20 protein-coding genes are annotated in these 19839 nt (G+C 47.9%); 2 read left to right on the top strand and 18 right to left on the bottom strand.

Annotation, left to right across the window (positions count from 1 at the left end; all coding sequences use genetic code 11):
- Positions 1-4: 4 nt before the first annotated feature.
- Entirely contained in the window at positions 5-787 is a 783-nt protein-coding gene (locus ACAN54_RS08045; protein WP_379152800.1) for a GTP cyclohydrolase II, read from the bottom strand.
- A gap of 187 nt (positions 788-974) precedes the next feature.
- Between ACAN54_RS08045 and catR the strand changes: the two genes are divergently transcribed.
- The gene (catR, locus tag ACAN54_RS08050; RefSeq protein WP_379152802.1) at positions 975-1301 is read left to right on the top strand and encodes a catDE operon transcriptional regulator CatR; all 327 of its coding nucleotides are present in this window, start codon (positions 975-977) and stop codon (positions 1299-1301) included.
- Positions 1302-1392: 91 nt separating this feature from the next.
- Here catR and ACAN54_RS08055 read toward each other — a convergent pair whose 3' ends face one another.
- From ACAN54_RS08055 to ACAN54_RS08090, 8 genes are all read right to left on the bottom strand, one after another.
- Entirely contained in the window at positions 1393-2277 is an 885-nt protein-coding gene (locus ACAN54_RS08055; protein WP_379152804.1) for an ABC transporter permease subunit, read from the bottom strand.
- Positions 2274-3242 carry an ABC transporter ATP-binding protein gene (locus ACAN54_RS08060; RefSeq protein ID WP_379152806.1) on the bottom strand — a complete coding sequence of 323 codons (969 nt, stop codon included), beginning with the start codon at positions 3240-3242 and terminating at the stop codon, positions 2274-2276. The genes ACAN54_RS08055 and ACAN54_RS08060 overlap by 4 nt, the downstream gene beginning before the upstream one ends.
- On the bottom strand, positions 3239-4360 hold the full coding sequence (locus ACAN54_RS08065) for a hypothetical protein (protein WP_379152808.1): 1122 nt from the start codon (positions 4358-4360) through the stop codon (positions 3239-3241). Before ACAN54_RS08065 ends, ACAN54_RS08060 begins: the two co-directional genes overlap by 4 nt.
- 61 nt (positions 4361-4421) lie before the next feature.
- Positions 4422-4940, bottom strand: coding sequence for a sigma-70 family RNA polymerase sigma factor (locus ACAN54_RS08070; RefSeq protein ID WP_379152810.1), 519 nt, complete (start codon positions 4938-4940; stop codon positions 4422-4424).
- Between the two features lie 602 nt (positions 4941-5542).
- On the bottom strand, positions 5543-5986 hold the full coding sequence (locus ACAN54_RS08075; RefSeq protein ID WP_379152812.1) for a glucose PTS transporter subunit EIIB: 444 nt from the start codon (positions 5984-5986) through the stop codon (positions 5543-5545).
- A gap of 21 nt (positions 5987-6007) precedes the next feature.
- Positions 6008-6868, bottom strand: coding sequence for a PRD domain-containing protein (locus tag ACAN54_RS08080; protein WP_379152814.1), 861 nt, complete (start codon positions 6866-6868; stop codon positions 6008-6010).
- A 181-nt stretch (positions 6869-7049) separates the two neighbouring features.
- Complete coding sequence (locus tag ACAN54_RS08085; RefSeq protein WP_379152816.1) at positions 7050-9791, bottom strand: CHASE3 domain-containing protein; 2742 nt, start codon at positions 9789-9791, stop codon at positions 7050-7052.
- A gap of 113 nt (positions 9792-9904) precedes the next feature.
- Positions 9905-10297, bottom strand: a complete 393-nt coding sequence (locus tag ACAN54_RS08090) for a DivIVA domain-containing protein (RefSeq protein WP_379152818.1) — start codon at positions 10295-10297, stop codon at positions 9905-9907.
- Between the two features lie 189 nt (positions 10298-10486).
- Between ACAN54_RS08090 and ACAN54_RS08095 the strand changes: the two genes are divergently transcribed.
- Positions 10487-11047, top strand: a complete 561-nt coding sequence (locus tag ACAN54_RS08095; protein ID WP_379152820.1) for a TraR/DksA C4-type zinc finger protein — start codon at positions 10487-10489, stop codon at positions 11045-11047.
- A 2-nt stretch (positions 11048-11049) separates the two neighbouring features.
- Here the strand turns inward: ACAN54_RS08095 and ACAN54_RS08100 are convergent, their stop codons facing one another.
- The 9 genes from ACAN54_RS08100 to ACAN54_RS08140 form a co-directional block, all read right to left on the bottom strand.
- The gene (locus tag ACAN54_RS08100; protein ID WP_379152822.1) at positions 11050-11409 is read right to left on the bottom strand and encodes a replication termination protein; all 360 of its coding nucleotides are present in this window, start codon (positions 11407-11409) and stop codon (positions 11050-11052) included.
- Between the two features lie 349 nt (positions 11410-11758).
- Entirely contained in the window at positions 11759-12415 is a 657-nt protein-coding gene (locus ACAN54_RS08105; protein ID WP_379152824.1) for a general stress protein, read from the bottom strand.
- 105 nt (positions 12416-12520) lie between these two features.
- Entirely contained in the window at positions 12521-15016 is a 2496-nt protein-coding gene (hrpB, locus tag ACAN54_RS08110; RefSeq protein WP_379152827.1) for an ATP-dependent helicase HrpB, read from the bottom strand.
- A 127-nt stretch (positions 15017-15143) separates the two neighbouring features.
- Entirely contained in the window at positions 15144-15539 is a 396-nt protein-coding gene (locus ACAN54_RS08115; RefSeq protein WP_379152829.1) for a DnaJ family domain-containing protein, read from the bottom strand.
- Positions 15536-15916, bottom strand: coding sequence for a GIY-YIG nuclease family protein (locus ACAN54_RS08120; protein ID WP_379152831.1), 381 nt, complete (start codon positions 15914-15916; stop codon positions 15536-15538). Before ACAN54_RS08120 ends, ACAN54_RS08115 begins: the two co-directional genes overlap by 4 nt.
- A 21-nt stretch (positions 15917-15937) precedes the next feature.
- Entirely contained in the window at positions 15938-16726 is a 789-nt protein-coding gene (locus ACAN54_RS08125) for a DUF2087 domain-containing protein (protein WP_379152833.1), read from the bottom strand.
- 223 nt (positions 16727-16949) lie between these two features.
- Entirely contained in the window at positions 16950-17759 is an 810-nt protein-coding gene (locus tag ACAN54_RS08130; protein ID WP_379152835.1) for an SDR family oxidoreductase, read from the bottom strand.
- Between the two features lie 242 nt (positions 17760-18001).
- The gene (locus ACAN54_RS08135) at positions 18002-18868 is read right to left on the bottom strand and encodes a transglutaminase family protein (protein WP_379152838.1); all 867 of its coding nucleotides are present in this window, start codon (positions 18866-18868) and stop codon (positions 18002-18004) included.
- Positions 18865-19818, bottom strand: a complete 954-nt coding sequence (locus ACAN54_RS08140; RefSeq protein ID WP_379152840.1) for an alpha-E domain-containing protein — start codon at positions 19816-19818, stop codon at positions 18865-18867. Before ACAN54_RS08140 ends, ACAN54_RS08135 begins: the two co-directional genes overlap by 4 nt.
- Between the last annotated feature and the right edge of the window lie 21 nt (positions 19819-19839).

Consider the following 19839-nt stretch of genomic DNA (forward strand, 5'->3'; position numbering starts at 1 on the left):
TGAATTATTTGGCTACTCGTCCATCAAAAAAATCAGCGTTCGGTACCGCCTCCAGATGGCCGGAACGGGCCACTTTCGTGCGCAGATATTTTTCATTAAATACAGATACGTCGCCCCATAGAGGAACTCTCTTCCCGGTATTCATCCCGGCTGCCTTAAGAGCTTCCATCTTCTTCGGATTGTTCGTAATCAGGGTAACCGGTTTGCTGCGCAGATGCTGCAGGACGCTGATCGCATCTCTGTAGTCTCTGGAATCATCGGCAAAGCCCAGCTCCAGATTGGCTTCTACAGTATCATATCCTTCTTCCTGGAGAATATATGCCATAGCCTTGCTGAACAAACCAATCCCTCTTCCTTCATGATTAGCCAGGTAGAATAAGGCGCCAGAACCGTGCTGCGCGATCATCTTCATCGACGTGCGGAGCTGGAAACCGCAATCGCAGCGTTTGCTGCCAAAGATATCCCCCGTATGGCAGATGCTGTGCATCCGGATCAATGCTTCATCCGAATCTTCAAAGTCTCCATACACCAGCACGCTCGACTGTTGCCCTTCGGCAAGATTCATGGAGGACAACCGGGAGATCAGCAGTTCCGTTGCTTCTTTACTGTCGCCGCCCTGCAGTTCTTCATCCGTAGCTTTCAGCCAGCTGTACCATTTGAAGGTAACGGTCTCCCCGTCCAGATTCACCGGCAGTGTAATGGGGCCAACGAGTATATTAGTAGAATCATCCATGGTTATCCGTTTGATTTTATTCTGTAGTATAGATAAGATATCTGGTTTGATCATGATTGCACCGTCCTAAGCTCATAGTCTAAATTTTAATATTATAAATTAATTCCAACCCTTTAAGTCAAGTAACTATTTGTAAGTTAGTTTATCATTGTAATATAACTTCGTCAAGTTATAATATATATATAAATATTAATAATTACTTATAGTAAGTTTATGATATAATGAATGCGAGGTGAACATTATGGATAATTTCGAAATGTGTCCACGCTTTGAAAAAGCGGTAGATATGCTTAGCAAACGCTGGGTTGCGCTAATAGTATTCGTTCTAATGAAAGGTCCCCGCCGATTTGGTGAAATTGAGAGCTGTCTCTCCAACCTGAGCGGCAAAGTACTATCCGACCGCTTGAAAGAAATGGAGAACGAGGGCATCATTCAGCGTACAGTCTATCCCGAAATGCCGGTACGGATTGAATACTCGCTGACCAGTAAAGGAACGGCACTGGCTCCGATCCTTGGTGAAATTGGCAACTGGTCTACCGATTGGATCGAGATCGGTGCAAACAAGTGATGTCCGGTCTGCAGCCTAAATAGCGCCTTGACGGTTCCATCCCAGGAATCCATCAAGGCGCTATTTGTTGTATCAGTAGTGAAAGTACAGGTTACAAATCCTTGTGCTGAAACCGCAGCAGTCCTATCGCAAACACCACAACCGTATACAGAACGGCATACACCACAAATGAATCCGAAGGAACGGAATTCAAGTCTAATAGTGGAAAGGAGCTTGTATTCATATTAACCATCCCTCCCAAATCCTTCAGGCTGAAAAGCTCTGCTGTCATTTTTTGTTGCAGTCCGTCTGCAGGCATGAGAAGAGACATGATCCCCGTGAGATTATGCAGTGTATGGATCGCTTCTTCTTTCAAGCCTAGCGAACTGCTCAATTTATCGATCATCCCTCCAAGCCAGCCTGCTCCATAGAGCATGGTCATGAAAACCCCGTTGCCAAGTGCCGAGAATAAACCCGACCCAAGCATGGATAAGCTGATTAGCAACGGTACTAGAGAAGCAAAGAGTAGAAAAGCCTTTATAAGCGCATCGTCGTCTCTTGGGATAGAAGCATGTGCACCTGCTATCAGCAGAATCGCTGCAAACAAAAGAAAAGCATAGAGAATTCCTAAGGTGACATACCCAAGCCAGCGCCCCAGATACCATTTCCACCGCGGCAATGGGCGAGGGAGTAATGCTTGCATGATCCCCTGTTCCGCTTCTCCTGAAATGGAGGAGAAAGAACTAAAAATAGCCAGAAAGGCAATCACAAAAGCCCCGAAGAAAAACCCCATGGTCAAAATAAAAGTGCCTGTCGTAAAGCTTTCAATCAGACTTCTCCCATTCATAATGCTGGTTGCTCTTCCAGATTCGCTGCTCCCGACAATAGCTGCAACGAACCAGAACGCGATCAGAAAGATAATAGTCATAACCAGAGTCATGAGCATCACTTTTTTCCGCAGCAGTTCTTTCCAGGTCATTCCCAGTATGGTCATCATTCCTGCTCCCCCCTATGGCTGAGCCCGGATACAGCATCCAGGAACCATTCTTCCAGTCGTTCTTTTTTACGCGAAACCTCATATAAGGTCATACCCTGTTCAATCATCAGTGAATTTAACCAACCCACTTGTTCTTCACTCTCAACTTCCGCCATCAGCCACACAGTGCTTCCTTCGATGGTATCCTGATTCCCGTCCACCACTGCCTGACTGATCTGCAAACCCGTATGATCCTTCAACCATGACAGCAAAAAAGGCGAAAAGCCGCCCACTTTAAAATGCCAGCTTGTTCGCTTGCTTACTACTTCTGAGACTTTGCCGTGCCGCAGGATCTCGCCGTTATTCAGCAGCGCCATCCGGTCGCACAGCACCTCAACATCCTCAAGTAGGTGAGAGTTGAGAAAAATGGTGATACCCCGCTGCTTTAGCCTTTCCAGTATAGATCTCACTTCCATTCTGCCGATTGGATCAAGAGCCGATGACGGCTCATCCAAAAAAACAAGTTCCGGATCATTCACAAGTGCGCAGGCTAGCCCCAACCTCTGCTGCATTCCCTTGGAGTAATACTTCACTCGGTCACGGCCCCGCAGTCCTAATCCTACCTCCTTCAGCAGCTCTGGTATTCTGCGGTCTGCTACAGACTTTTCGATATTGCATAATCGGGCATGGAGTCTAACTACCTCTTCTCCACTCAACCATTCCTGGTACCGGTAAAGTTCCGGCAGATAACCTATCTTCGACTTGGCTGCAAGAGTTCCAATCGGATGTCCGAAAAGAGCGGCACTTCCACTGGTCGGACGAATTAAGCCTGCCAGCATTTTAACAAAGGTGCTTTTACCGGCACCGTTGGGACCGAGGAAGCCGAAGGCTTCCCCTTTCTCAACAGTAATAGTTACATCTCTGCAGCCGCGTCCGTTACTGTATTCTTTGGTCAGTAATTGCGCTTGAATTGCGGGTAGATTCATTGCGTGATCAACTCCTGGAGCTGCTTCATGAATTTCTCTTTGTCCTGATAGAGTGAACCACCGGAAAAGTCGAATAGCTGCCCATTATTCACCCATGTAGCACTATAAGTAGGCCCATCTCCATAATTCATAGTTTCCATGATAATCTTTATACCGTTCACTTCAATCTGCTCGGAAGGATTCCCTTTGATCACAGGCATAGGCAGGTCTCCGGCCAGAATACTGCTCTGCTGCAGACTGGACTTCAGTTCATCCGGGAGAAGCGGGAAATCAATGACAGCCCGCACAGCCTCTTCCACGTTAATTGAAGGATCTACATTCACCACAGGTGTATTCATCTGTATCAGATTCGCCCAGTGATCATCCACAGAATAATCATAACTTACGGATTCTGGAACCGATAGTGTGAGCGGCTTGCCGTCAATGGATTCTGGCAACAGCTCTTTCGCCCCAAGACGTGTCAGCGCCTTATTTACCTCATCCACCTTCAGAGTTAGTGTAATTTGCTGTGAGGAGTTTATATATACGCTTGTAACCTTATCAAAAGCTCCACCGGTCACCGCAGGGTAGCCCAATTTATCCTGCAATGCATTCACTGGCACCATTCCGCTTAACTTACCGGATGAATAGCTGAATGAGCCGAATTTGTTAACAGCTTCATTCATATTTTCTTCTCCGCTGACCTGATAGAACAAATTCCGCAGATCATCTTCATTGACAGCCGTTACTTCCTGCATTCTAAATTGACCCAATATAGCGGCCATGGCCGTATTTCCTATAGGAGTGGCAAGTACGGCTGCAAATATGGCTACGCCCGCTGCAGCAGTTGCCCATTTCCGGCGGCGGTTCATGGTAAACCGTCGTGGCTTCCGGCTATTGGTTTTCACCTGTGCTCCCGTGATGTCCACTGGACTCACTAAAGGCTGAACCTCTTTCTTGCTATCACTTGATTCTGCTATGGATGCCGCATGATCTTCATCTATGCTAATCTCTTTGACATCCTGCCCCCATGATGCCCATACCGGATTCACTGGCTCTGCAGCAAGTTTATTTTGCAGCTTCGCCCAAGCTTCGTTCGTAATTTGTTTATCGGAATCATATTTCATAGGATTGGTCACTGGATGGTTCCTCCTAAAAGTTTGATGTTCATTAACTGCCTGGATTCGCTTCGTACACGAATCAATCGGTCTGAGGATATGAATTAACCGCCTGCTGTTTCAGCTTATGGGTTGCCCGGTTAAGCAGTGTTCCGACAACCGGAGGATTAATGCCAAGCTGCCCTGCAATCTCCGAATAGCTGTAACCCGAGTAGCGCAATAGCAGCGCCTGTCTGTCTCTCTCGGGCAGACCATCCAGCCAAGTCCGGACATCCTCCTGATCCAGCTTGCTGAGTACAGTCTCTTCACCGGAAGGTGGAGCTGCCTCGGCGCTGAACAACAGCTCATGCTTATCCTGGAGCCTACGCTCCCTCGCCTTTTTGTTCAAATAGTCATATCCGATCCGGGTAAGCACTCTATGAAGCCAAGCACCCAGCGCATTCGGATCATCCGGCGGGTTGCGGTATAGTCTGAGAAACACATCCTGGGCTAAATCGTCTGCTGCCGACTCATCCCGTACAAGCGCCGCCAACTTCCGCCGCACCACCGGATAGTGTTCATAAAATATAGTTCGAAACATTTCAGATTCCGGAAATTCCATTGTGTAAATCCTCCTTATCAGCTGCAGCTATAAGTAAGACGAACGTCAAAACGATTTTGTATCAGAGTTAAATGCAATTATTATAACTTTACTAATTTATTTTTCTCCCTGCACTGTCTGTAATGGCAGATTTCAGGGCCATCCGTTACGGATGACCCTTTTTTTTATTCTTGTATGATTCAATAGCGAAAAGGATTCTAGTAACCACGACATCAAAACCGAAACCCCATCCGGTAATCACTGCATCAGCTTGGTAACAGCGAATATTCGTTAAACCCGACATCCGGCGATAACATCGCAGGAGCATATGTTCATCGGAATCAAGGTCTGTAACGAAATGATTCGCCTTTGCTACTCATGCTCATGTGACGGAACGTAAGAAGAGAACCATCAGTGATAATGTTCGGATTCACTTTAAGAATATCCCCGATCCTGCAATTACTAAGAACCCGCATAACCATTGTGGTTATGCGGGTTCTTAGTTTGTATCCGATCATGGAAAAAATGACGATGAAGCTTGAAGGAATGCAAATGTTATTTTGAGACTACATTAGTGGCTTGATCTATCTGATCTTGATATTGACGTTTGAAATACCCTATTATTACAGGAGTTTCTTGATGTCATCCTTAATTTGCTCCGATTGCGGACCAAATACGATTTGCACCGCACCTTGGCCTAGTCTCATTACACCCGATGCTCCCAGCTGCTTCAGCGCAGCATCCTTGACAGCTTTCTCATCATTTACAATTAGCCGTAGCCGTGTAATACAAGCATCGATGTTGCGGATGTTGGATGGCCCGCCGATATTTTCAAGAATTTTAACGGCTCTGGAGGATGCGGAGATTTTTGCTCCACTCACATCAAATGGGGCAATTACTCTCCCCTCGCTAGGTTCTATAGCTAACCCCTTCCCCATATGACCACCTGCGAATGTTTCATCCGGCACATCGTATAATGGAATGGCCTGACCGCTTACCGGAGCGATAATTTCCAGTGTCAGTACTTCGGCCGGACACTTTTCTTTTTTCGATTTCCATGTAAACATGTATCTCTCTCCTCACGGTTGCTATTTATCTAAGGTTTGGAACAATCGCCACAAATGCATGGCAAGGAAGCCAATTTCTTCTTTGGGAACTTCTACACCCAGGGATTCCTGCATAACCTTGCCCATTTTTTGGGCCAGCTTGTATTCCTCTTTGTATTCTTTCTGAATATGCTTCACGAACGGATTATCAATGAGCGAACCCTGCAGAATCCGTTCAATCGAAAATCGCAGATGAATCATGAGCCGTATGTGGTTCATACTTCCATGAGAAAAGGTGAAGTTTCGTTCTCTGCGAATCATATCCAGCAACTCGCTGACGATATTTGAGGATTTTACCAACTGACCTACCGTTACATTGCTGACCGCCGAATATACGTGATACGTTAGAAACCCCACTTCATCTTCAGGGATCTGAACCTGGAACTCTGCACTGATTTTCTCCGCCGCTCTGTAAGCGATCTCAAATTCCTTGGGAAAAGACATTTTGGTCTCCTGTAGAAACGGATTGACAATGTCCATTCCATTCCTGAGACGGTAGACGGTGAACTGGATATGGCTGGGGAGCGCTAAATAGATCTTGTCATTCAGCTTGCCTGAAAATTCAAACGCAATATCCGCAATAATATCATCTGTTATTCTCATCACTTTTGGATCTATATCTTCAAGAAGAATCTGATATTGACTCCATTCCTCACGATCCTCCAACCTGAATAATTTCTCAATCCGCTTATCATTTGCTTCTATGATTCCTGAATCTTTAACAGCAAATCCGATCCCTTTGCCAATAATCACATATTCCTTGTTCTTACGGCCTCCTTGCACCATCACTACGTTATTGCCGATCACCCGCAGTACCTCAAACTGCTCATTATCTTTGACCAAGGTCCCCCTCCTTCCCATTTGTCCGATTTTTTTGCATCAAAAAGAGCCAAGAAAGACTCATTAAAATGAGGTCAATTCTTGGCTCATGCCCTTAAAGGTAACACGCCGATTGCATATAATGGATCATTTATAAAACCATAATAAGTCATACTTATTTTTCAGTCAATTAGTTTTTATAAAGTCAAGCGCGACCCTCTAACAGCCGGCACATTCGTGTCACCACATCCTGAATCACGACCGGCTTACTGAGAAAATCTGAAGCTCCTGCTGCCAGACATTTCTCACGGTCATCCTTCATCGTTTTGGCTGAGATTGCGATAACGGGAAGTTCAGGCAGCTGCAGTTCCTCACGGATGATCGAAAGGGTATCATACCCGTCCAGGTTCGGCATCATGATGTCCAAGAGTACAATATCTATGTCTGGCTGTTCTCTGACGATTTGCAGGCACTCGAATCCGGATTGAGTAGTTAGAATATTCATGTCATAGGGCTCCAGCCCTTTGTCCAGAGCATAGATGTTGCGGATGTCGTCATCTACAATCAGTACAGTCTTCTCACGAAGCTTGCTATAATCCTTGTCGAACTGCGTACGATCCTTCTTAACAGACTTCTCATGCTGCAGTTCACTCCATTCAGAAGCAGCTGCAGCCTGTGTACTCCAGACATCTGGAACCATGGAATCGAACCCGTCATCGATTTCACGGCAAGGGAGGTACAGTGTAAACGTGCTTCCCACACCCTCTTTACTGTCCAGTGTAATGGTTCCCCCTAACAGTCTGGCAAGCTGCTGAGAGATGGACAAGCCCAGGCCGGTACCACCATATTTACGGACGGTTGAGCCGTCAGCCTGGCGGAAAGCTTCGAAGATGCTCTCCCGGTTTGCATCCGATACACCAATTCCACTATCTTTTACGGTAAAGGCGATTGCTGGTTCACCTGTATGAAGGTGTGGCGGTGTGAAAGATTCCACACGGTGGATCACCACTTTTACAAATCCCTGTTCCGTAAACTTAAAAGCGTTGGAAAGAAGGTTCCTGAGGATTTGATGCAATCTCATTTCATCCGTAAAAAATAAATCAGGAGCATCATCCTGAAGTATGACCTGGAAATCAATATTCTTCTGCTCGGCGGTTTTGATAAAATAACCATTCAGTATGGATGGCAGCTCTGTAAGGTTAACGGCATCGCGTTCTACTGTCATCTTGCCTGCTTCTACTTTGGACAAATCCAGTATATCGTTGATCATCTCCAGCAAAGCGCTTCCAGAAGAATGAATAACAGCCGCATATCCCTGTTCTTCTTCTGTCAGGGTCTCGTTGCGGTTCTCGGTAAGCAGCTGTGAAAGAATAAGCATGCTGTTAAGCGGTGTACGCAGTTCGTGAGACATATTGGCTAAAAATTCAGATTTATAGCGGGAGCTTTGCTCCAATTGTTCATTATATTTCTCCAGTTGAACGGCTGCATTCTCGGCAACAGACTTCTGGTCCTCCAGTTCCCGGTTAATAATCAGCAATTCATGGGTTTGATTCTGCAGCTCTTCGGTCTGTACCTGCAGTTCCTCAGATTGTACCTGAAGCTCCTCGGATTGGATCTGTAATTCTTCGTTCAAGACTTGAGATTCCTTATATAAGTGCTGAATTTCCATACGTGTCAAAACAGAATTCAAGGTGACCCCCAACATGGTTAGCAGCTCGTCAAACAGCTTAAGTTGATAGGGGGCCCATTGAGTCAGCGAAGCGGCCTCCAGAACGGCTACAGTCTTGTTCTCGAAGATAACCGGAGCAATAACAGCAAATTTGGGTGCGGATCTTCCGAGTCCGGAATGAACACTTATATAATCCTCTGGCAAATCCTCAAGCAGAATCAGCTTTTTATCGATCGCACACTGGCCAATGAGCCCTTCACCCGCATGTATCTTCGTCTTTCCGATCTCCAGCTTCAGCTTCTCTGAGCCGGCATAGGAATACATTCGTTCATATAATTCATTCTCACCCAGCACATAAATGACACCATATTGCATTTCCAGCATAAAGGATAATCTATTCATAAATGTCCTGCATACGATAGACAAATCAGTAGTTTCTTGTAGAGCCATAGACATTAACGAAATCTGTCCACTACTCCAATGATCCCGCTGAACATTATCTAATAGCTCATTCGTTGCATTTCCCAGTTCATAGATCTCATCACGGGTCTTCACTCTGATCCGTTCGGACATGTTCCCCCCGCTTGCTATACTCTGGATCGCTTGAATGACGTGTTGCAGCGGATTCACAATACTTGCAGAGATCAGGTAAGTTACAAGAGCTGCCAATAGGGCAACCATAGTCCAAAGTGCATACATGGTTATCATTAGCTTATCGTTGCTGTCTTTCAAATTGGCAATTCGTTCGCTTGTAAGCTGTCGTTCGTTATCCCGGAAGTACTCCAGCTGTGAGCGTGTGGAATCAATGATCATTTTACCGCTGTCATTGCGAAAAAAGGCATTCACTGCCTCAGTCTGACCATTGCGTTTCAGATCAACTACGTAACGTCCCGCTGTTCCGATCCATTTATTAATATTCACTTGGATATCTTGCAGGATCAGCATTTGATCCGGGTTATTCTCAATCATTCTGCGTAATTTAGTATAATTAATCTCCCACTCTGCCGTCCCCTTATCAAAGGGAGGCAAATAACCGGGGTCGCCTGTAAGTGCATATCCTCTTTGACCAGTCTCCATGTCTAACATATTTTTTTCAATTTGATAGGTAAGCTCATGCACCTTCATATCATGGTCACTCAAAAAAACAGTTTCCTTCTCCAGGTCAGTGATCCTGCTGGATACAACGAGCAGAAACAGTCCCAGCATTAACAGGATCATAGCATAACCGAGAGCAATTTTTCCGCGGATCTTCAGGCTTATGCCTCGCTCATCAAGCAATGGTCCAACCTCCATCTGGCATTCCATATATATTCCAATTACTCAAGCTGATGTTTTATAATTGTAAATTCTGGCAATTCAGAATGCAAGGGGTCCATTTGCTGCAGGACGTTTTATAAATAACTTTCGCTGCGGGGCAGTCTGTCCTTCAATTGTCTCACATTAGCTTCCAGCTTCAGAATCACATCCTCCAGATCCATCGGATCAATTCCTCGAATAACTGGTGCTACCGCCGGTGCAGCTTCTACCTTCTGAACCTTGTCTTTCATTTCACGAAGCTCAATCTGCTGCTCCTGCCATTTATCCATCAGATCGGCTATAGTAGCATAAAAGCGCTCATAATCCTTAATTACGCTATCCAAAAAAGTGTCTACCTCTTCGGCATCATAGCCGCGTAGCTTCATACTGAATTCTTTCTCGTGTATGGTAAGTGCGTCAAGTGTAATGCCTAGCTGGCTGAACAGCTTTCTCTGCTTATCCAGTCTGCGTTTCATGTGTTCATCCATGTAAGTTACCTCCAAGTATATAGCGTTTCATCCAGCAGTAATCATTATAACAGGCTAACAGCAACCTGAAAATATCACTTAAGTTATAGACCCGCAGTTAATTGGCCTCTGATTGCTTCTGCTGACAATAGGGTAAGGAAAGAATACGGTTTAAGTATAAATATATTCACAGAAAGGAAGATCGACTATATGAGCCATCTATCCAAAGAACAGCTAGCCACATTAAAATCTTCTCTTGAGGAGCGGCAAAAGGAAATCGAGCAGCATTTTTCATTGAATGATGAAGAAAACAGCCTGCTTGGTGACTCACTCAGAATCTCTACCGGTGAACTCTCGTCTGCAGACAATCATCCGGCTGATACGGGAACTGAAACCTTCGAAAGAAGCCGTGATCTGGCCATCAATACTTCGCTTACAGAGGAACTATCCGATATTGAAGCTGCATTAGAGCGGATGAAAGACGGAACCTACGGGATTTGTATCATAAGCAATGAGGAGATTCCATATGAACGCCTTGAAGCCATTCCCTTTACACCCTATGCTGTAGAATATGTGCCGAGCCGTGAATCGTTGAATGACCGACCAGTAGAAGAAGAAGTAATGACACCCCCACCCGCTGGAGCAGGCCGGAACCGCCAGGAAGAGAGCGGCCGATTCGACGATGCAGGTGCTTGGGAAGCTGTAGAAGATTACGGTAGTGCAAGTTCTCCGGTTCCCCCTGCAGGTCAAAATGAAGAAGATGAAGTCTGATACTAGAAATTATCCGCAACGGCTTTATTCAGAATACCCAGGCAGCGGTCAAGATCCGTCTTGACCTGCTTCTTATACAATCTGGCTTTTTCCTCTCCGTCAGCTGTGAAATGATAAAGGACAATCTCCTGGAAATCTACCTTAGGATCATTCCCTTTCAACTGTTTGGTCCGGTATAGAATCCCCTGCTGTACCAGCTCATGCAATGCCCGGTAGATTTCGCTCTGGGGAGGGGAATAGCCATGCATTTTGAAATCTCTCCGTAAATCCTCTAACATTTGATACCCATAACCCTTATGCTGCTCAACCATTGTAATCAGATAAACCTTGATAAAAGCCCGCTGGGCGATCATAAACGCCATGGGACACCTCCTAATGGTGTGTTTCCTTATCTTTCCTGTGTAACTCTAGTATAAACACTATTTCCCTGCTTTCACAATTAGAAATTTTAATATAGTCGCACACCTTATTACCGATAATTATGGTATAAGTACCCGAATAAGTGCGCGTATAATCGCAGGTTCTAGAAAAGTGGATTTATGATTTTACTATTATGAATTTTTCATATGTTGAAATATCATAATTTCACTGCTGAAAAAGGTGGCCATCTAGCAGACGCAAAAAAGACTGCACCTCAGGTTATTCCTGAAATGCAGTCTTTTTTGGTTAAAGATATAGCTCTTATCCGCCCACAGACGGGACTTAATTACATTACATCCGGTTGCCGTTGTAGAGGTCCGGGTCAGTATTTGCATTCATCGAGCCACGGTTGCCCATTGTGTTACCAACTGTCGTATCATCTCTTATCACATCCGGATTCGTAGCCCCCCGGTCAGTAATAGGATCATTCAGGGTAGTATCACTATACCGGCTGTCATATCGGCTGGCATTCAATGAGCGGTTGCCTGTGAATACATTATGGATGTCGCGCCCGCGTCCATTATCATCCACCAGGACGAGAATTTTGCCGCTGTCCACGTAACTTTCATATTCTTTGGCTTCATCTTCAGGAATACCCAGTCCAATTAATCCGCCAACCAGACCGCCCGCTCCTGCGCCGATCGCCGCACCTGTGAGTGTAGCTACGATTGGGCCTGCCGCCAGAATCGGACCGATTCCCGGAATGGCCAACGCCCCTATCCCCGCAAGCAATCCGGTAATACCGCCGACTACTCCTCCTGTTGCAGCACCGGTTGCTACACCTTCCGGAGCCATGGTACCTGTATCATCCGATATATGTTTCAATTCATCCCGGTCACGAGTTATTACTGAGATTTCATCATTGCTTACACCCTGTCGTTGTAACCCTTCAATTGCTCTGGTCGCTTCTTGTTCCGCATCGAATACACCTACGATTTTGTCTGCCACTTGAAGCCCTCCTTCGTAATTGTCGTTCGCTACATTATTACCCGTTCGCATGCTTCCCAAACAGGTTGTAAGCTTTTTCATTGGAATGACAACGAGGATTATCGTTTATTTTGAAGGACGTGTACGGTTCGTAGGAACGGCCTGCAGAGGGTCATCCGGCCAATAATGTTTGGGGTAACGCCCCTTTAAATCTTTTTTGACTTCGAAATACGTGGTTTGCCAAAAACTGGCAAGGTCCGCCGTGACCTGGACCGGTCTCCTTGCAGGAGAAAGGAGATGCAGCAGCACCGCTACCTTGCCTCCCCCGATCCTAGGTGTATCTACCTGGCCGAACAACTCCTGAAGCCTTACTGCAAGAACGGGTACGCCTGGAGTACTGTAGTCCAACGGAATCCGGGAACCGCTGGGGACTGTTATATGCGTCGGTGCTTCTTTATCCAACAGCTGCCGGCTACTCCAATCCAGCATTCCTTCCAGCGCTTTGGCAACAGGCAACCGCTGCAGGTCACGGAGATTGCGCATACCCTGAAGATATGGCTGAAGCCATTCGTGAAGCGAGGACAGCAGGGCTTCTTCCGAAGCATCCGGGAAATCTGTCCGCAATCCATGCAGGAATACCATCCGCTGCCATAGCTGAACCGTTCCTTTATCCCATGGCAGCAGTTCGAGCCCTTTGTCGGCGATTACACGAAGCAAAACCTCTTCTGCCTCTTCTGTTGTAGGCCTTTCATGCGAGGTTTCCTTCAACATCAGTGCACCCAGCAGGGTTCGCCTGCGTGCCTGCACACTCCCGCTCCCGCTATCCCAATAGACTTCGCGCTCTTCTTGCAGACTCTCCTTGTGATGCTTCAGCAGCTCTGCTTCGGGCAGCTCGGCTGCCAGTATAATCCGGCTCTGGCCGGCGCGGTCATCTATGCCGGCCGCTACTATATAGGGCGAACGCGTGAGCGGCTGGCCTTCCCGCATAGCCGCCCCCCGTCCGCCCGAGAGCAGAAACGCGCCATCGCCGCGTTTCTGCCCGATGCGGTCAGGGTAGGCGAACGACAACAGCAGCCCGGTTAGGCTGATGTTGTCCGGCATCGCTCCCGGCGCGGCCTGCAGCTGCGCCAGGAAGCTCCGGCTCTCGCGCTGCACCGCGCGCAGAGCTGCCGGGTCTGCTCCGCCGCTGTCCGCAGCGGAGCGTTCGTACCTGAGCAGCGCCTCCACGCGCAGCGTGAGGTCGCTGTCCATTGCCGCGGGACCCCGCCAGAGGTCCCGCTCCTGGAGCAGCGCCGCCAGCCTGCAGGCGAGCGGCGCCGCTCCCAGCTCTGCCGCGCGCAGCAGCATATGCGCGACGCGGGGGTGCGCGCCCAGCGCGGCCATGCGGCGACCGTGCGGCGTAATGGCGCCGCCGGCGTCCAGCGCGCCGAGCTGGCGCAGCAGCGCGGTGCCCTGCGCATATAGCGCAGCCGGCGGCGCGTCCAGCCAGAGCAGCGCCGCCGGGTCAGGCGCGCCCCACAGCGCCAGCTCCAGAGCGAGCTGCGCCAGGTCGGTCTCCATAATCTCCGGCACATTATCGTCCGGAAGACGGGCATGTTCTTCCCGGCTCCATAGCCTGTAGCATACTCCAGGTGCTGTGCGTCCCGCACGGCCCCTTCGCTGGTCGGCCGAAGCCTTGGATACAGGGACCGTGGTCAGCCGGGGCATGCCCGTGCGGGGCGAGAACATCTGAGTTCGTCTCAGCCCCGTATCGATCACTGTCCGCACTCCTTCAAACGTCAGACTGGTTTCAGCAATCGAAGTAGCCAGTACTACTTTCCGTTCACCCGGTACGGAGGCTGCCACGGCGGCATCCTGCTGCACCTGTGAGAGCTGGCCATATAGTGGACGAAGCACGGTACCCGGAGGTAGATCTCCACCCTCCAATTCACGCTCCGTCCGCCGGATTTCCCGCTCACCTGGAAGAAAGACTAGCACATCTCCCGGTTGCTCAGCTAGCGCCCGGCGAACAGCAGCTGCGGCGGATTGCTCCAGCTGCTTGTCTCCAGAAGCTTGCAGATATATCGTTTCCACAGGAAATACACGGCCGGGGCAATCCACAACAGGCGCATCTCCTAGAAGAGCAGAGACCCTTCCACTGTCCAGTGTCGCAGACATAATCAGAATCCTCAGGTCCTCACGGAGTACAGCCTGCGCTTCAAGGGTTAACGCCAGTCCAAGATCTGCATGAAGACTGCGCTCATGGAATTCGTCAAAGATCACAAGCCCTACATCGCCAAGCGACGGATCACTTTGCAGCATTCGGGTTAATACACCTTCTGTGACAACAACAATACGCGTATCTTTGCCCACTTTAGTGTCACCCCGCATACGGTAACCTACCGTTTGTCCGACACTTTCCCCCATGGAGGAGGCTATATAGCTCGCCGCGGAGCGGGCGGCCAGCCTTCTGGGCTCCAGCATTAGTATCGTTTTGCCGTCCAGCCAAGCCTCGTTCAAAAAAGCCGGGGGCGTTCCAGTAGTCTTCCCAGCGCCTGGTTCGGCAATCAGAACGGCGGCGGGTGAAGTATTCAATATATTTCTCAGCTCAGGGAGTACCTGTGCAATGGGAAGCTGTCTCATCTTATCTCTCCATGTCCTCTTATTGTCCGGTATTTCTAATATGATGGGCGAAACCTTAATAAATTTCAAGCGCTCTGCATACAAAAAAAGAGTCACCCAGCCTTTTCGGGCCAGGTCACTCTACTCCTTATTCTTCCTTAGCAAGCTGCTCCTGAATCTTGTCTCCATACTCGGAGAACGCACTGCTGTTCTCGTATCCACGCTGACGCATAAGTTCCTGCAAGCGAAGCCGTTTCAGCGTAAGCTGGGATTTAAGCGCGTTCCGTTCGCCATCCGCAGCGCTTCCGCTGGAATGACATGACGCGAGCAGCTTCTCCAGGGTTACACATTCGCCGCGCAGCGTGACTTCTTCCGGGACCAAACCGGCGTTCTTCATGATTTTGAAGGACATCCGCAAATCTTCAGGTACCCCGGACAGATCCTCCAGCTGGAGTGGTTTGCCATGTCCCGGCAGATTCTCGAACGCTCCACTGCGCATAGCCTCCTGAATCTTTTGTTCCGCAAGCCAAGATAATATCGTCATGATTTACGGACCAAATATCCCCGTTCCCCGTATGGCGCCAGTTTCTCCAGCCATTTGCTCTCCAATTCAGGCAACAACTTGCGGTATTTAGAAAGCTCGGATACCTCTGCCACAAAATCCTCCTCAGGTTTGATCTGCTCCAGGATCTCAAAGACAAACGCCGAGTCTCCGTATTCCTTCCAGTCTGCCTGAAGTGCTTTGTTATCATGTTTTCCAATGTCCAGCATGAACTTATGCTTATTCCAGACTCCGTCCAGGTTAATGCTGCTGCCCACATAGGCCTTATCATTTAAGGTGTTAACAATGCGGTATACTCCCATCGGCCGGTGGGAATGAGTATAATTATAGGCCAATTCTTTACGTCTAGTCTTATCCATGTTTACCCTTCTCTCCTTCATCTATAGACTAACCCAGTAGCGGCTCCCATCAGGCTCACGGTCCAGCAGCCTATAATCGATCAGATACCGCCGGAGCGTCACATAATCCGCATATGCGTCCTTTAGAATGGTATTTACCTCATTCTCCGAATATTTGCGTCCTGTCTCAAAACGCTTAATCAGCTGGCGCAAAATGGCAGCTTTTCGTTTCTGTTTCTTGGGAAACTCCGTGATGGGGCCCTCCAGACCTTCTTTGAAATAGGTGTTCAGGATCTCTGCATTTTCGTCTTCTGTAATAGCAAATCGCTCATCAACCATAGCAGCGGAACGCGGGATGCTGACAAAAGGCGAAGCTGACCCAGGCTTTTCTTCGGTAAGCTCCATCACTGCTAGGAAGAGTTTTGCCTGCTTCACCTTTTCCCGCAGAGTAAACCGATGATTACGCACCGTAGATGTACTCCCTATGCCCAACTGCTTTGCGACTTCACCATCACTAAAACTTTGCCGGAAAGCACCAAGCAGCCCTTTCTGTAGTTCCGTCAGTCCGGTAAGCTTCTTGTCCAGACCCAGCAGCCACTTAAACATCCCCCCATGTGCATGTTCCACATGATATGCTGCATATTTCCAGGCTTCATAATATTGGCTGTCTTCCTTGTAGATTAACCCTTTCTCAAATTCCTCTCCACAAACCAGACATGTATAGAAACCCGAATGTTCCCGCATCTCAAAAATATAGCCCTGCTTCAGCTCATTAATGGAGGCATTCCAGAATTTCTCTGAAAGACTTACCGATTCATTGCCTGCAGCCAACTCAACCACCCAATCCCTCAATAATATATAGACATATTATCATTTTGTTTGTTATTTTACAATCATCTAATTACATTGTTTATAAAATGAACTAAACTATCTCCTTCAGAACACCTTAGGTTATCGGTGTTAAACTACGCACCAAAAGCCTTACCCTGGTTTTGTGAACCATCGGGTAAGGCTTTTAGGTAATTTCACTTGTTATACGTGTCTACTAAGTGTATCAGGACAGCAAAGATTCTGCGCCATCAATCACAATCTGTGCTCCAGTAATATGGATGGAATCGTCCGAGGCAAGAAAAGATACCAGATCCGCCACGTTCTCCGGTTTACCCGGTCCGTCAGCGAGAGGCTGCGCCCCTTCCGGGAACTCAATGGGAATAACAATAGCCTCTACATCCTCATTAAATTCCGTACTTTCATCAATATTGGTAGAGATGGCTCCCGGACAGATAACGTTAACACGGATTTTGAACTTCGCCAGCTCCAGAGCAGCCATCTTGGCAAAAGCAACCTGCCCGGCCTTGGTAGTACTATACGGTGACCAGCCAAAGCTGGCAAACCGGCTATTGCCATTGATGGAGCTGGTAATGATGATGCTGCCTTTACCTTTTTCCTTCAGATGAGGAATGGTGTATTTCAATGTAAGAAAAGTACCTGTCAAATTCACGTTCATCGTGCGCTCCCAATCGCCCAGACTCAGCTCCTCAATAGGCCCTACTGCTCCATTAATTCCCGCATTGGCAAAAACAATATCGACTCCGCCGAAACGTTCCACTGTTTTGCGTACTGCTTCTTCCATGCGAACCGCATCCGATGTATCCACATCTATAGCGAGGGCGCAGTCTTTGCGTTGTTTGTTCAGCTTCTGCTCCAATACAGATGTCCGTTCGTTCACCAGATCGAATAAGGCTACATTTGCGCCTTCACGGGCCATCTGAATAGCTGTCGCTCTCCCGATTCCAGAGCCCGCCCCTGTAATTATGGCTGTTTTACCTAGAAAACGCTGTTTTTTCACTATACTTGGGCTCATATGTACACTCCCTTTCTAATTCGTCCAGCTTAGTGGCTCTGTTTCAAGATTACCCAAACAGGCCTTGATTATAATCATTTTATGCAAAATTTGCACAAATTTGATGCAACGTGCACACTATACCTGCTAGATAACACTCCTTCCTTCCATGTCAGGAGCATTTCAACATTGCCAACTTACGGGTAACTCGCCCGCCATAATCAATAAAAAAGCCCCGCTGTCGCAGGGCTCTCCTCACTTCTTCAATTCTCCAGCTTACGGACATCCACCTTTACCGTCAGTGTTCCGCTGACTCCGCGGTAGACTCCTTTTACCGGAACGATATCCTTGTAATCACGTCCATGCCCCAGTTTAATATACCGCCAGTTCACTTCAACATTATTCGTAGGATCAAAACCGAGCCACCCGGTACCGGGGATATGCGTCTCCACCCAGGCATGCGAAGCTTGCTCGAAATCAGCATTGCCGCCCTGAAGGTCACCCACAAAATGATACCCGCTGACGTATCGTGAAGGAAGTCCGACACTGCGGCAGACAGCGATCATCAGATGAGCGTAATCCTGACACACACCGCGTTTTAGCTTTAAAGCTTTTTTAACGGTAGTGTTGACACTTGTCGCCTCAGGATCATAGGTAAATTGTTCATAAATCGTCGATGACAGCTTTTTGGTCCACTCGTACATGTCTTCCGCTTCATCAAAAGGATGCTGCGACGCAAATTCGACCAACTCTGGTGTAACCTCGGTATATCGGGTAGGTAAAATGAACTCCACGTACCGGTTCTGGAACTTATCATCATTTAGCAGCTTCACCTGATCCTCCAGCGGAATATGCGGAAGGTCTAATCCTTGCGCCTTATCCAGTGTAACCACAGTGGCCTTGGTATGAATCACCATCTCGGTATGTGGCTTATTCACTGAATAAGCATGCACACGATTGCCGAAAAAATCCTCATAAGTGAGCAAATTCGCTGGCGGAAACACTTCTACCTCATGGTGATAGCAGGACTGGCGGTAATTGGTCCGCGGGGTTAGGCGAATTTCATTGACACTGTCCGTAACCGGCTCCGGGTAACTGTATGTGGTCGTATGATTGATCTCGATTTTCATACAGAGACCCCCTCTCGGCGAAAAAAGGCACCTTCCATCGTTTTACCCAGCTTCTGGCAAGAGGTCATCAGCGATTGCAATACAACCTCTACGAGATCGCCCGACATCTCTTCCTTTTCCATAAAATCAAGCTCTGCCTTGATCTTCCCGGCCTGCCGGATCACCCGCTCGTGACCGGATCCCTTCTCGGAAGTATCCAGATCAAGCTTAGCCAAATGCTCCTCGAGCTTGTGGAATGAGAAGCGGATCGAACGTGGAAAATACGCATTTACGATTAAGAACTCCAAAATGCTCTCCGGGGACATCGCATCAGCATAATAACGCCGGAAGGCCTGATACCCGCTGACTGATTTGAGGACTGCCTGCAGCTGGGTATAGATACCGTTGATATCCTTAGACTTACAGGAGAACGTAACGGCTTGCAGAATTCGGGTCGTATTCTCTGCCCGCTCCAGGAAACGCCCACTTTCAATGAACCGCCACTCATTGGCTCGTAGCATAACGGATTGCTCAGCCCCAAGAAACATGGCAGCCCGTTCTTTGACATGCTGGTAGAATTGATGGGGTCCGACCATGATATCTGCCAAGGTTTGTTCACCGAGCCACAGGTTAAAACTGTTTGCAATATCCCACAACTCACTGGGAAGATGCTGCCTCAGCGTCCGAAGATTATTTCTCGCCTGATGTACGCAAGAGAATATTGAATTGGAATTTCCAAGGTCCAGTGTAATAAAGGACAATACATCCTGCTCGCAAAAGCTGTCAAATTGCTGCTGATATTCTTTTCTGACACCCAACGCATCAATCAGCCGTGACCATTTATGTCCCTCAGCCTGAAAGTCCTCTTCCTGTTGGATATGATAATGCACATCGATCAGCCTGGCATGATTCTCCGCCCGCTCCATATACCGGCCAATCCAGAACAAAGCTTCCGCATTGCGATTCAGCATCGTAGCCACTCCTTCATTTAA

The sequence above is a fragment of the Paenibacillus diazotrophicus genome (genome assembly GCF_042610465.1).

Bases quoted from the DNA above. Each gene is read 5' to 3' on its own strand.
- ACAN54_RS08120 (WP_379152831.1), bottom strand. From the start codon at position 15,916: ATGGATAAGACTAGACGTAAAGAATTGGCCTATAATTATACTCATTCC.
- ACAN54_RS08140 (WP_379152840.1), bottom strand. From the start codon at position 19,818: ATGCTGAATCGCAATGCGGAAGCTTTGTTCTGGATTGGCCGGTATATG.
- ACAN54_RS08070 (WP_379152810.1), bottom strand. From the start codon at position 4,940: ATGGAATTTCCGGAATCTGAAATGTTTCGAACTATATTTTATGAACAC.
- ACAN54_RS08130 (WP_379152835.1), bottom strand. From the start codon at position 17,759: ATGAGCCCAAGTATAGTGAAAAAACAGCGTTTTCTAGGTAAAACAGCC.
- ACAN54_RS08075 (WP_379152812.1), bottom strand. From the start codon at position 5,986: ATGTTTACATGGAAATCGAAAAAAGAAAAGTGTCCGGCCGAAGTACTG.
- ACAN54_RS08095 (WP_379152820.1), top strand. From the start codon at position 10,487: ATGAGCCATCTATCCAAAGAACAGCTAGCCACATTAAAATCTTCTCTT.
- hrpB (WP_379152827.1), bottom strand. From the start codon at position 15,016: ATGAGACAGCTTCCCATTGCACAGGTACTCCCTGAGCTGAGAAATATA.
- ACAN54_RS08135 (WP_379152838.1), bottom strand. From the start codon at position 18,868: ATGAAAATCGAGATCAATCATACGACCACATACAGTTACCCGGAGCCG.
- ACAN54_RS08045 (WP_379152800.1), bottom strand. From the start codon at position 787: ATGATCAAACCAGATATCTTATCTATACTACAGAATAAAATCAAACGG.
- ACAN54_RS08055 (WP_379152804.1), bottom strand. From the start codon at position 2,277: ATGATGACCATACTGGGAATGACCTGGAAAGAACTGCTGCGGAAAAAA.
- ACAN54_RS08115 (WP_379152829.1), bottom strand. From the start codon at position 15,539: ATGACGATATTATCTTGGCTTGCGGAACAAAAGATTCAGGAGGCTATG.
- ACAN54_RS08060 (WP_379152806.1), bottom strand. From the start codon at position 3,242: ATGAATCTACCCGCAATTCAAGCGCAATTACTGACCAAAGAATACAGT.
- ACAN54_RS08100 (WP_379152822.1), bottom strand. From the start codon at position 11,409: ATGGCGTTTATGATCGCCCAGCGGGCTTTTATCAAGGTTTATCTGATT.
- catR (WP_379152802.1), top strand. From the start codon at position 975: ATGGATAATTTCGAAATGTGTCCACGCTTTGAAAAAGCGGTAGATATG.
- ACAN54_RS08090 (WP_379152818.1), bottom strand. From the start codon at position 10,297: ATGGATGAACACATGAAACGCAGACTGGATAAGCAGAGAAAGCTGTTC.